The sequence below is a fragment of the Actinoplanes awajinensis subsp. mycoplanecinus genome, assembly GCF_001509495.1.
In the GTDB taxonomy this organism is placed as follows: domain Bacteria; phylum Actinomycetota; class Actinomycetes; order Mycobacteriales; family Micromonosporaceae; genus Actinoplanes; species Actinoplanes palleronii.
In genome coordinates this window covers 1-11,794 of the sequence record NZ_LLZH01000326.1, presented here as the reverse complement: position 1 = coordinate 11,794, position 11,794 = coordinate 1, and the positions used below count along the sequence as shown (strand labels likewise).

11 protein-coding genes are annotated in these 11,794 nt (G+C 69.2%); 7 read left to right on the top strand and 4 right to left on the bottom strand.

The genetic code is table 11. The features are described 5' to 3' along the window. Positions 1-6: 6 nt before the first annotated feature. Complete coding sequence (locus ADL15_RS44665) at positions 7-381, bottom strand: DUF4259 domain-containing protein (protein ID WP_067705660.1); 375 nt, start codon at positions 379-381, stop codon at positions 7-9. A gap of 295 nt (positions 382-676) precedes the next feature. On the opposite strand from ADL15_RS44665, the gene ADL15_RS44660 reads away from it, so the two are divergent. Continuing rightward, positions 677-1,147 (top strand): hypothetical protein, encoded by a 471-nt coding sequence (locus tag ADL15_RS44660; RefSeq protein WP_067705658.1) that lies wholly within the window; start codon positions 677-679, stop codon positions 1,145-1,147. A gap of 51 nt (positions 1,148-1,198) precedes the next feature. Here ADL15_RS44660 and ADL15_RS44655 read toward each other — a convergent pair whose 3' ends face one another. After that, on the bottom strand, positions 1,199-2,023 hold the full coding sequence (locus ADL15_RS44655) for an ABC transporter permease (protein WP_067705655.1): 825 nt from the start codon (positions 2,021-2,023) through the stop codon (positions 1,199-1,201). Beyond that, entirely contained in the window at positions 2,020-3,006 is a 987-nt protein-coding gene (locus tag ADL15_RS44650) for an ATP-binding cassette domain-containing protein (RefSeq protein WP_067705653.1), read from the bottom strand. The genes ADL15_RS44655 and ADL15_RS44650 overlap by 4 nt, the downstream gene beginning before the upstream one ends. A gap of 48 nt (positions 3,007-3,054) precedes the next feature. Between ADL15_RS44650 and ADL15_RS44645 the strand changes: the two genes are divergently transcribed. From ADL15_RS44645 to ADL15_RS44620, 6 genes are all read left to right on the top strand, one after another. Next, the gene (locus tag ADL15_RS44645; protein WP_067705652.1) at positions 3,055-3,597 is read left to right on the top strand and encodes an EXLDI protein; all 543 of its coding nucleotides are present in this window, start codon (positions 3,055-3,057) and stop codon (positions 3,595-3,597) included. Positions 3,598-3,789: 192 nt separating this feature from the next. Then, positions 3,790-4,305: a cation:proton antiporter regulatory subunit gene (locus ADL15_RS44640; protein WP_198171280.1), complete on the top strand. Its 516-nt coding sequence runs from the start codon at positions 3,790-3,792 to the stop codon at positions 4,303-4,305. A gap of 6 nt (positions 4,306-4,311) precedes the next feature. Beyond that, the gene (locus tag ADL15_RS44635) at positions 4,312-5,571 is read left to right on the top strand and encodes a cation:proton antiporter (RefSeq protein WP_067705650.1); all 1,260 of its coding nucleotides are present in this window, start codon (positions 4,312-4,314) and stop codon (positions 5,569-5,571) included. 5 nt (positions 5,572-5,576) lie between these two features. Then, positions 5,577-5,939, top strand: coding sequence for a carboxymuconolactone decarboxylase family protein (locus tag ADL15_RS44630; RefSeq protein ID WP_067705783.1), 363 nt, complete (start codon positions 5,577-5,579; stop codon positions 5,937-5,939). 155 nt (positions 5,940-6,094) lie between these two features. After that, a complete protein-coding gene (locus tag ADL15_RS44625; RefSeq protein WP_067705647.1) occupies positions 6,095-6,871 on the top strand; it encodes an ABC transporter ATP-binding protein in 777 nt (258 codons plus the stop codon). Beyond that, positions 6,871-9,420 (top strand): ABC transporter permease, encoded by a 2,550-nt coding sequence (locus ADL15_RS44620; RefSeq protein WP_067705782.1) that lies wholly within the window; start codon positions 6,871-6,873, stop codon positions 9,418-9,420. The genes ADL15_RS44625 and ADL15_RS44620 overlap by 1 nt, the downstream gene beginning before the upstream one ends. 198 nt (positions 9,421-9,618) lie before the next feature. Here the strand turns inward: ADL15_RS44620 and ADL15_RS44615 are convergent, their stop codons facing one another. Beyond that, the gene (locus tag ADL15_RS44615; protein WP_338025618.1) at positions 9,619-11,268 is read right to left on the bottom strand and encodes a cellulose binding domain-containing protein; all 1,650 of its coding nucleotides are present in this window, start codon (positions 11,266-11,268) and stop codon (positions 9,619-9,621) included. Positions 11,269-11,794 lie beyond the last annotated feature (526 nt).

The following is an 11,794-nucleotide window of genomic DNA, read 5'->3' as shown; positions in this document are numbered from 1 at the left end:
CGATCTTTATGCCTGCTTGCCCCGGGCAAGCTCGGTGAGTTGGTCGAAGGTCCGGACGAGGACGGCACGTCGTTCCCTCTTGTGACCAGCCGCGGGTTCCAGCTCGTCGATGCTCTCGTCCCAGACGGCCAGGAACTTGGCTTTCCACCCGGCCAGGGTGTCAGGGTCGACCAGGCCGGCCCCGACGTAGTTCTGCTTCGCGATGAGGTGGAGCAATTCGAGGTTGCAGGGCACGGCGACGCCCCAGTACTCGTCAGGCTCGATCTCGACAGGATCGCCGGACATCGCCTCGGCGACTTCAGCGATGAGCCGGCTGGTCAAGATTTCCAGGTGGTCGGAGGCGGTATCGCTGTCGAAGTTGCCGTGGCCCCAAGTACCCATTAACTCTCCGCCTGCCGCGCTTATGTCCGGGAGAGCTCGAGAGCTCATCGGCGCGGCCAGCGCACTGGTGATGGGCGAATTCCGTAGGCGTCATGGCGAGGACGAACTGCTGGAACGCGTTCTTGCCCACCTCGAGCGGAAAGGCGAGGACGAGCGGAAGGTCCGGAACAGAATCGAGAGCCTTGAAGACACCGGACAGCCGGATGTTCGCCGACAGCGGATGTGACGCCGAGCGCGCGATGTGCAACATTTCCCTGGTCAGCGCCGGTTCGCGGGGGGTCGTTACGCTGAACTCATGCTGATCGCCCGACAGAAGAGCATGTGGCGTGGCAACTACGCGATCGAGTCGGACGGCCGGCCGGTCACCGACTGGGATGCGTCCTGGTGGCGCAGCGGCGGGGACTTCGAGATCGACGGGCAGCGGTTTCAGGTCCGGGCCAAGGGCTGGGGTACGACGTACCGGATGGTCGACGCGGCCGGGACCGAGGTCGCCCGGGTCGAACACGCCGGCCGCAAGCACTGGAGCGTGCAGGCCGACGGCCGTACCTATGATTTCCGCCGCGCCTCCTTCTTCGGCAACCGGCAGGAACTGCTGATCGGTGGCGTGCCGGCCGGCTCGCTGCGCCGCACCAGTGCCTGGTCCGGCGCCATCGAGGCCGACCTGCCCGGTCTGCCGCTGCCGGTGCAGGTCTTCGTCGTCGGCGTACAGATCGCCCGCTGGCAGGCCCAGCAGGCCGCCGCCTCCTCCTCCAGCGGCGGTTCCTGACCAGGGCCGGGCGTGACGAAACCCAGGCCAGGCGTGACGAAGAAAAACGGGTCAGGCGCGGCGGAAGGCCCGCACCGCCAACGGTACGAAGATGAGCAGCAGCCCGGCGAGCCAGATCAGTGCCTGAACGGTCGGACGGCCGGGCGGGGGCGCCCCGACGGTCAGCCCGCGCACGGCGTTGACGACCAGCGTGACCGGGTTGTGCTCGGCGAACGCGCGGACCGGCCCGGGCATCGTGCTGGTGGGCACGAACGCCGACGACGCGAACGTCAGCGGGAACACCCAGATGAAGCCGGCCGACTGGGCCGTCTCCGGGTTGCGCACGGACAGCCCGATCCACGCGCTGATCCAGGAGAAGACGTACGAGAACGCGAGCACCAGCAGGAACGCCGCGCCGAGCTGCCACGCCGGCTGGGTGGGGCGGAACCCGACCAGCAACCCGACCACGGTCATCACGAGCAGGGTGAAGACGTTGACGACCAGGTCGGCCGCGGTCCGCCCGATCAGGACCGCGGATCTGGCGATCGGCAGCGACCGGAGCCGGTCCACCACCCCGGATGCCAGATCCTCGGTCAGGCCCAGGCCGGTGACGAGAGCGCCGAAGATCGCGGTCTGCACGATGATCCCGGGCATCAGGAAGTTCACGTACGAGGTCGCGCCGGTGTCGATGGCCCCGCCGAAGATGTAGCGGAACAGCAGCACGAAGATCACCGGCTGCACGAACGAGAAAATGATGTACGTCGGGCGGCGCAGGGTCTTGCGCAGTTGCCGGGCGGCCAGCACCCCGCCGTCGGACAGCACCGCTGCGGCCGAGAGCCGATGCCGGCCGCCGCGGGTGACCAAGCCGGTCCTGTCGTGCACGGTGGCGGTGCTCATCGGGACTCCTTGGCGGGAACGCTCGTGGTGTGGCCGGTCAGCGACAGGAAGACGTCGTCGAGGCTGGGCTGGGTGAGCTGGATCGTGGCGACCCGCAGGCCACTGCCGTCGAGGCGGCGCAGGGCTTCGGCGGAGGCGTCCGGGCGCGACACCCGGATCGCCAGCTCCCCGGTCACCGGGTCCGGCGCGACCGCGGTGCCGTCCGCGGCGAGATCCTCGAGGATGGTCGCCGCGGTGGTCAGCACGGCGGGTTCGTTCAGCCGTACGCGAAGAATGTCGGTGCCGACGCCCGCCTTGAGCTCGGCGGCCGTGCCGTCAGCGATGACGGCGCCGTCGTCGATGACGACGATCCGCTGGGCGAGCCGGTCGGCCTCCTCGAGGTACTGCGTGGTCAGCAGCACGGTGCTGCCGGACGCGCGCAGTTCGTCGACGATGGTCCACAGCTCCTGCCGCGAGCGCGGGTCGAGCCCCGTGGTCGGCTCGTCGAGCAGCAGCACCGGCGGGCGGCCGGTGAGGCTGGCGGCTAGGTCGAGCCGGCGTTTCATCCCGCCCGAGTAGGTGCCCACGCGCCGGTCGGCCGCCTCGGTCAGGTCGAAGCGGTCGAGCACCTCACCGGCTCGCCGGCGGGCCTCGGCCCGGGGCAGCCGGTAGAGCCGGCCGACCATCTCCAGGTTCTCCCGGCCGGTGAGTTCCTGGTCGACGGCGGCGAACTGGCCGGCCAGGCCGATCGCGAGGCGCACCGGCAGCGGGTCGCGGACGACGTCGTGGCCCAGCACGCGCGCGGCGCCCCGGTCCGGGCGCAGCAGGGTCGCGAGCACTCTGACCAGTGTCGTCTTGCCGGCCCCGTTGGGACCGAGGACGCCGATGACGGTGCCGGACGCGATGCGCAGGCTCAGACCGGTCAGGGCGGTGACCTTGCCGTAGCTGACGACGAGATCCTCGACCTCCACCGCATGGTCTTCATGATCCGTGTACGTATGCATGTACGTAGTCCTACACGTATGCGTACACTGCTGTCCAGGGGGAGACAGATGCCGAACAAGACGATTTACATCGCCGACGACGACCTGCCGGTGCTGCAACGAGCTCAGGAACTGACCGGCGGCAACCTGTCGGGCGCCATCGTCACCGCCCTGCGGCGGCTGGTCACGATCGAGGAGGCCAAGCACGCCGGGTACGCCGAGATCACCGTGAAGGTCGGGCTCGCCAACTCCTCGATCAAACGGTTCCTCGGCGTGGCGCTGGGCGAGTGGACCGCGTCGAGCAACGACGGCGAGGAGACCTACTCGCTGTTCCGCACGGCCAAGGGCCGCTTCGCGGTGCACCATTCCCGGCCCGAGCTGCACATCCCGGCCGGCCCGAACGCCGAACGCGGCCAGAAGTGGTCCAGCGGCTGGCGCGGCTGGATCGGTGACTGGTCCCCCGACCAGGCCTGGATGCGCACGCCGGCCCAGGCCACCTTCGCGGTCGTCGACACCGTCGAGGAACTCGAGCCGCTGCTGCCGGCCGAGCTCTACCGGCTAGCACTGCAGACCATCCACGACGAGCCCGAAGTCGAGGACCTCGACATCTGACCCACCGCCGCCCCGGACAGCGGGAACAGCGCCATCGACCGGCACTCGCCGGCTTCGGTGTCCTTCGCCTCTGTCGACGGGCGGCCGCCGCCTCCGACCGTAGGGGCATGGACCCCGGCCGCGACGCTGGATGCCCCGGGGCCATCGGCAACCCCGCGGCGTCACATCTGACGGGGTGGAGGGAGGACACCGATGGTGATGCCGGACGGCACCGAGGACCGCAGATCGTTGGCGATGAGCGAGGTGATGTTGCCCGGCGTCGGTCTGCGGTACGAGTTCACCACCCGCAATGGCGATCACCTGGGCCTGATCGCCCGCCGGGACGGCTACGTGGAGGTCGTGCGGTACGACGCCGGCGATCCCGACGAGTGCGAGCCGCTATTTCGCCTGACCACCGAGGAAGCCGAGGCGGTCGCGGAGATCTTCGGGGCGCCTCGCATCGCCGAGCGGTTCGCCGATCTGTCACGCGCGGTGCCCGGGCTCGACGCCGGGCAGGTCGACGTCCCGGCCGGCTCGCGCTATGCCGGGCGCCGGCTCGGCGACACTCGTGCCCGCACCCGCACGGGGGCCTCCATCGTGGCCGTCGTGCGCGGGAAACGGGTGCTGGTGTCGCCGGGTCCCGCGGACACGATCGAGGGCGGTGACGTCCTGGTGGTGATCGGCACTGAGGACGGCATTGCCAGGGTTCGCCGGATCATCGAAGGCTGAGCCGTCATGCACGCGTCTCTGGCTCTCCTGCTCGAGCTGGGGATCGCCCTGGCCGGCTTGAGCATGCTGGGGTCCGCGGCGCGGTGGGCGGGCATTCCGGTGATCCCGCTCTACCTATTGGCCGGACTCGTCCTGGGTGGCGGGGGATTCACGACCGCTCACGCGGCCGGGGGATTCGTACGGACCGGCGCGTCGATCGGCGTGGTGCTCCTGCTACTCACGCTCGGGCTGGAGTTCTCCACCGAGGAGTTCCTGGTCAGCGCCCACCGGCACTTGCCGAGCGCCGCCGTGGATCTGGTGGCCAACGCTGTCCCCGGCGCCGTGGCCGGCCTGGTGCTCGGGCTGGACGCGGCCGGCGTGGTGGCACTCGCCGGCGTCACCTGGGTGTCGTCGTCCGGGATCGTGTCACGACTGCTCGCGGATCTGCGGCAGCTCGGCAACCGCGAGACACCGGCGGTGCTGTCGGTGCTGGTCATCGAGGACTTCGCGATGGCGGTCTACCTGCCGCTGCTGGCCGTGCTCGGATCCGGGGGCACCTGGTGGCAGGCGCTCATCGGGGTCACCGTGGCCGTCACCGCGGTCGCCGTCGCATTCGCCGGATCCCGTCGGTGGGGGCATCATGTGAATCGATGGCTGGTGCATCCGGACCCGGAACAGCTGATGCTGCGGGTGCTCGGGGCGACCTTGGTGGTGGCGGCGCTGGCCGAGATGGTGAACGTGTCGGCCGCTGTCGGTGCCCTGCTGATCGGTTTGACGCTGACCGGGGAGAGCGCGGCTCGGGCCCGGGCCGTGTTGTCACCGTTGCGCGATCTGTTCGCGGCGGCGTTCTTCCTGTCCATCGGTTTGACGGTCCGGCCCGCAGAGCTGGTCGCCGCCATGCCCGTGGCGACCGTGCTGGCAACCGCCGGTGTCGCGACGAAGATCCTTACCGGCTGGTACGCCGCCGCCCGCGACGGATCCGGCACGCGTGGACGGCTGCGGGCGGGCGCCGCGCTCATCGCCCGCGGCGAGTTCTCCGTCGTCGTGGTAGGCACCGTCGCGGCGGACGAGTCCGCGCTGGCCAGCACGGTCGTCGCCTACGTGCTGGTCCTGGCGATCGCCGGGCCGCTGCTCGCCCGGTACCTCCCCGCTTGGGCCGATCGGCGCGGATCAACGGAACGACACGACCGACAGGTGGCCCGCAGCCGCAGGGCCAACGGCCTCGGCGGAGCCCCGCGGTCGGGGGGAGGATCGAGCTGGCACTACGTCGAATCGCGAGAAGGGTGAAGGCATTGACCTACGGCAAAGCAGTACGCGACGCGCTCAGAACACCCACCCGCGCCCTGCGTAGCGCGATCCCCGATGTGTACGGCGGATATCGGGAGCTGCACGACGCGGCCCTGTCGCCGGGTGCCCTCGACGCCAAGACCAAGGAACTGATCGCGCTCGCGATAGCGGTCAGCAAGGAGTGCGACGGCTGCATCGCCGCCCACGCCCACGCTGCTGTCCTGCGCGGGGCCTCCCCCGCCGAGGCCGCCGAGGCCATCGGTGTCACGTTCCTGATGAACGGCGGCCCGGCCACGGTCTACGGGGCCCGTGCGTACGACGCGTTCCAGGAGTTCCGCGAGCAGCGCGGCAAAGAGGACGTGGCCTGACCCACTGCGTCATCCGCCCGGCCGCCACGGTGGTCCTGGCCACGGCACGTCGTCCCAGGACCATCGGCCCGCACCCCAGGGCCGATACGCCATGTCGCCCCGCCTGTTCCCATCCGACGCTGAACGGTGGAGAACCCGGTGGGAGAGGAGTCGTGATGAGCTACGAAACGGCGCCACGGCAGGCCACCACCCCGGCAGTCCGCGCGGTGGGGGTGGAGAAATCGTTCGGGTCCGGTGATGCCCGGGTCGTCGCGCTCCGCGACGTGAACCTCGCGATCGAGGCCCGCCGACTCACCGCGGTGATGGGGCCCTCCGGGTCCGGCAAGTCGACGCTGCTGCACTGCATGGCCGGCCTGGACGCGGTGACCAGCGGTGAGATCTGGATCGGCGAGACCCTGCTGACCGGATTGTCCGACGCCGGACTGACCCGGCTGCGCCGCGATCAGGTCGGTTTCGTCTTCCAGCAGTTCAACCTGCTGCCGACCTTGAGCGCCCGGGAGAACATCCTGCTGCCGCTGACGATCGCCGGGCGCAAACCGGATCCGTCGTGGTTCGACGAGGTAATCGCCACGATGGAGTTGGGCGACCGGTTGCGGCACCGCCCGGCCCAGCTCTCCGGCGGCCAGCAACAACGGGTCGCGTGCGCCCGCGCGATCCTCGGCCGACCGGCCGTGGTCTTCGCCGACGAACCGACCGGCAATCTGGATTCGCACGCCGGGGCCGAGATCCTCCGGCTGCTTCGCGAGGCGGTGCACCAGCACGGCCAGACCGTCGTGCTGGTGACTCACGATCCGCACGCCGCCGCGTACGCCGACCGGGTCGAGTTCCTGCTGGACGGCCGGATCGTGAGTGAGCTGCGCGACCCCACCGCCGACCGGATCCTCGAGCGCCTCGCGCACCTGGCCGGCACCACACCGATGGGGAGCCGGTGATGATCCGCGCCACGCTGAGCAGCCTGCGGGCGCACAAGATGCGGCTGCTGATGTCGGCGATAAGCGTTGTTCTCGGTGTGCTCGCGGTGACCGGATCGTTGGTCCTCACCGACACGCTGCGGCGTTCGTACAGCGCCATGTTCAACGACGTGTACGACTACGTCGACGTCTCGGTGTCGGTGCCGCCCAGAGTGGACACCGGCTATCTGGCGGCCCCGGCGACCATGCCGGCCTCGGTGCTGGACCAGCTGCGGGACCTGCCCCAGGTGGCGAAGGCGACCGGCAACGTCTCGACGCAGGACGGTGCCCGCGTCGTGGGCCGCGACGGCAAGGTGGTGACCACCTTGGGCGCTCCGCGTATCGGGCTGAACTGGACCGGTGACGACGAATTCGTCGATCTGCGTACCGGGCGGGGCCCGATCGCCGAGGACGAGGTGGCCATCAACGCGGGGCTGGCCGAGACCACCGGCTACACCGTCGGCGACCGGATCGGGGTGCTGACCCTCGCGCCGCGGCGCACCTTCACCGTCGTCGGCGTCTTCGGCTACAGCGGCAACCGCGACTCCCTGGCCGGCGAGACGATCGTGGCCTTCACCCTGCCGGCCGCTCAGCAACTGCTCGCGGGCGAGAAGAATGTGCTGACCTCGATCGACCTGGTCGCGGCTGCTGGGGTCAGCTCCGACCAACTGCGCGCCGTGGTGGCCGGCCGACTCGGGCCGTCGTACCGGGTCCAGACGGCTGCGGAACTGTCCCGGCAGGCGAGCGAGAGCGTCGATCAGGGGTTCCGGTTCTTCGACTACATCTTGCTCGGGTTCGCCTTCGTCGCCCTGTTCGTCGGGGTTTTCCTGATCTTGAACACGTTCTCCATCATCGTGGTCCAGCGGCTGCGCGAGCTTGCCCTGCTGCGAGCGATGGGGGCGAGCCGGGCCCAGGTGATCGGCTCGGTCGAGACCGAGGCACTCATCGTCGGAGTGGTCTCGTCCGTTACCGGTGTGCTGCTGGGCGTGGGCGTCGGGCGGCTGCTCGCGTGGCTCTACTCCACGTATCTGGGAGGCGGTGTGGACCTCGCGCCGCTGAACGTCCCCCCAGCCGCCGTCCTGGCCGGCCTGGGCATGGGCATCGCGGTCACGATGCTGGCCGCGCTCGCGCCGGCCCTGCGTGCCGCCCGTATCCCGCCGGTCGCCGCATTGCGTGAGTCGGACGCCGGTGCTGACCGGCTGAGCCGGATCACGGTCGCTGGTGCCGTCCTCACCCTTGCCGGCGCCGCGCTGCTGGCTGCCGGTCTCACCGACCACGCCGGCCCCGGCAACCCCCTGGTCGTCCTGCTGGGCGGAGTGCTGTTGATCCTTTCCGGCGTCGCGCTGCTGACCCCGGCCCTGGTCCGTCCGGTCCTCGTGGCGCTCGGAACGGTGTTCGCCTGGTGGACGCCGGGGCGGTTGGGCGCCCGCAACTCGGCGCGCCAGCCGCGTCGCACGGCGATCACGGCTGCCGCGCTGATGGTCGGCATCAGCCTGGTAGTGGGTATCGGCGTGGTACTCACCTCGGTCAGCAAGAGCTTCGACCAGGCGCTCGGGAACCGGATCAAGGTGGACCTGATCATCGCCGGGGAGCAGACCGGCCCGCTGCCGCCGACCTTCGACGGCTCGGTGCTCGACCGTGCTAGGCGGATGCCGGACGTCGCCACCGTACTCGGGTTCGCCACCGACATCGCACTGCTCGACGGCGAGCAGGCGACGATAGGAGCAGTCACCGACAGCACGGCCATGCGGTCCACGTTCGGCATGCGGACGGCAGCCGGCACCATCGACGGGCTCGGTGCCGGGCAATTGCTGGTCGATGAACGCACCGCCGCGGCCGCCGCGCGCAACGTCGGCGACCGGGTGCGGGTGCAGTTGACCAAGGGCGACGCCCGGACGTTCACCATCGTCGGGATCTACACTCAGACACCGGGCCTCTCCGGCTGGTTGACGGGTGACGCTGAGCGGAAGAACTTCCGCACGGCGAACCCGAGCACGGGTTTCGTCAGACTCGCACCGGGCGCTTCGGAGCCGGCGGTTCACGCGCGGATCGCTGACCTGCTGAGCGACAGCCCGGAGGCGACCGTGTCGGATCGCAGCGGCTATCTGCGCCAGCAGACCCGGGTGCTGGACTCGCTGCGGGCGATGGTCCAGGTCCTCATGGCGCTGGCGATCATCATCGCGGTGCTGGGCATCGTCAACACACTCGCCCTGTCGGTCATCGAACGCACCCGGGAACTGGGGCTGCTGCGGGCCATCGGGCTGCGTCGCGGCCAAGTGGTCGGGATGATCGGCGTGGAGAGTGTGCTCATCTCGGTCTTCGGTGCGCTGCTCGGTGTGGTCCTCGGGGTGCTACTGGGTGCGGCCACCGTGCAAGGCCTGCATGACCAGGGCATCGACGCGCTCGGGCTGCCGTGGGGTCAGATGGCCGCCTACCTGGTCCTGGGCGTCGCCATCGGGGTCGTCGCGAGCATCGCCCCGGCGGTGCGGGCGGCCCGGCTCAACGTGCTCACCGCCGTCGCCTACGAGTGACGGCACGGATCGTGGCAACGGGGCGGGTCGCGTGGTAGTGGCCCGGTCCGCTCCGCCGGCCGACGGCGCGGTCAGCTCCCGAACCGACGCGCGAAGAGCGGGGCTCTCGGCGTCCAGTACGGACGGGACCGATCAGCGGTGGCGGGCCGTTCCCCGCATCGCACCCGCCACCGGGCTTGCCGGGTTCTCGTATGCCGGTCAGACCACGGTGCAGGGCAGGCCGTTGAGGGTGAAGGTGGTCGGTTCGGCGGTGTTACCGGTGTGGGTGGCCTGGAAGCCGATGTCGACGGTGGCCCCGGGGGCGAGCGTGCCGTTGTAACTGACGTTGGTGGCGCTCACCTGGCCGGTGGCCGGTGTGTAGGTGGCGCTCCAGCCCGACGTGACGGCCTGCCCCGAGGGCAGCGTGAAGACCAGCCGCCAGCCGTCGATCGTGGAGGTGCCGGTGTTGGTGATGCTGATGGTGGCGGTGAAACCGGAGCTCCAGGTGCTCATCGTGTAGGCGACCCTGGGCCCCGAGCCGGCGGTGGGAGTGATGCTGGGTGACGCGCTGACCGACGGGCTGGATGACGGGGTGCCGCTCACACTGGTCACGAACGTCATCGCGCTGCGAGCCGGGAGCACGACGGTGAGCGAGCCGTTCGCCATGACGAATGCGGTCTGCGGCGCGACGTTGCGGCCGGCGTCGGTCAGCCAGTTCGCGACGCTGCCGGAAGCGGTGGTGTTCGCCAGGGTGAACTGCTGACTCACCGACGAGGTGTTCTTGTTGACAGCGACGATGACGACGGTGTCGCCGCTGCGGTAGGCCGAGACGAAGACGTTCGACGCCGGGTTCGCCGTCGCGTCGACCCGCACGTATCCCGGGCGGACGAACCTCGCGAAGTGCGCCATCATGGCACCGCGCTTGCTGATCTGGCCGTCCTCGCGCATCGGCCCGTAGCTGCGCCGCAGATACCACCAGACGTACGCCTGGAACTCGGCATCCACCATGGCATGGTGGATGTGCTCGGCCACGTCGAGCGCCCCGGGCCAGGAATCTCCCGCATCGGTGCTGTTGGGGTAGTAGACCTCGGTCATCCACAGCTCCTTGCCCGCACCCTTCTGCTTGAAGAGCGGGTAGGAGAAATTCGCGTACGGCGTGCCGTACAGATGCGCCCCGATGATGTCCACGTTGGCGAGCGCCGCAGCGTCGTTGAGGATCGGATCCGACATCGACTTCACATACTGGAACGACTCCGGCGCCATGACCCTGGTGCCGATCGAGCCGGCGTTCTGCTTGAGGAAGGTGACCATCTCGGCGGACGTCCACCACGTCCAGTCCGTCGCGTAATCGGGTTCGTTCTGCACCGAGATGGCGTACAAATTCACCCCGTTGTTCTTGAGATGGGTGGTGAAGTCGTTCAGGTGCTGGGCGTAGGCGCCGTAGGAACCCGCCTTGAGGCGTTTCGCGTTGGTCTGGCCACCGCGGGTGAAGGTCTCGGTCATGCTCGCCGGCGGGTTCCACGGCGACGCGAAGACCGTCGCTCCGAGCGCTACCGCACGCTGCGCCGTCGCCAGGTCGCGGCTCCAGTCCGCCTGGTTCTCGCCGACCGGGATCCGCAACAGGGAGAAGCCCAGCTTGCCATCGCCGGTGCCGAACGCGGTGTCCCGCTGCGCGGACGTCAGGTCCCCGATCCATGCGGCGTGGGTCATGGCGCCGAAGCCCTTGATCACCTGCTTCGGCGACGACGGGTTGATGTTCGCCGCCGCGGCCGATGCCTCCGTGGCCGCCACGATCGACCCCGCGACCGTAAGGGCACCCATCGTCGTCAGGACGGTTCGCCGGCTCAGCAACCGTCGCTCGGTGTTCACCGGCTCATACTGATCTTGTGTCACGTTTCGCCCTTCCGCCTGTAGTGCCGGTCCGGGCCTTCTCGATGCCGTCGGGCCGGTCGTCACCGGTCTCCCTGCGTCGATATCGGGACCCCCTGCCGACACCCGCTAAAATTGACCTTCACCTATCAGTTCCCGCTCCGGCAAACCGGCTTTAGCGACCTACCGGGGACGTGAAAATTCGATTTTCCGAAGAAGGTCAACAACCGCTTCTGGCATGTTACGGCAACCACCCGCGCGCATTCAAGGAACGCTGCGAGCTCCTTCCCGATCCCACCGACCGGCCTACATCCACACTCCGAGAGGGTGAATGTTTTCGCAGGTGGAGGCGGCCCTGTTCGCTCGTATCAGTTTTTCGAGCATGAGTTTTAGATAATGATGTAAAACGTAGCAGTAAACGACTCCACGAATCACCCACGCAAGTTCGACGCACTTCTCGAGAAAGTTGCCGACCGTTCTCGTTAGTTACCGACGTCAATGTCAGGACTGATGTCGGCCACCGGTC

What these genes read in the sequence shown, in the direction of transcription:
- ADL15_RS44665 (WP_067705660.1), bottom strand. Translation starts at nt 381, where the DNA reads ATGGGTACTTGGGGCCACGGCAACTTCGACAGCGATACCGCCTCCGAC.
- ADL15_RS44660 (WP_067705658.1), top strand. Translation starts at nt 677, where the DNA reads ATGCTGATCGCCCGACAGAAGAGCATGTGGCGTGGCAACTACGCGATC.
- ADL15_RS44655 (WP_067705655.1), bottom strand. Translation starts at nt 2,023, where the DNA reads ATGAGCACCGCCACCGTGCACGACAGGACCGGCTTGGTCACCCGCGGC.
- ADL15_RS44650 (WP_067705653.1), bottom strand. Translation starts at nt 3,006, where the DNA reads ATGCATACGTACACGGATCATGAAGACCATGCGGTGGAGGTCGAGGAT.
- ADL15_RS44645 (WP_067705652.1), top strand. Translation starts at nt 3,055, where the DNA reads ATGCCGAACAAGACGATTTACATCGCCGACGACGACCTGCCGGTGCTG.
- ADL15_RS44640 (WP_198171280.1), top strand. Translation starts at nt 3,790, where the DNA reads ATGGTGATGCCGGACGGCACCGAGGACCGCAGATCGTTGGCGATGAGC.
- ADL15_RS44635 (WP_067705650.1), top strand. Translation starts at nt 4,312, where the DNA reads ATGCACGCGTCTCTGGCTCTCCTGCTCGAGCTGGGGATCGCCCTGGCC.
- ADL15_RS44625 (WP_067705647.1), top strand. Translation starts at nt 6,095, where the DNA reads ATGAGCTACGAAACGGCGCCACGGCAGGCCACCACCCCGGCAGTCCGC.
- ADL15_RS44620 (WP_067705782.1), top strand. Translation starts at nt 6,871, where the DNA reads ATGATCCGCGCCACGCTGAGCAGCCTGCGGGCGCACAAGATGCGGCTG.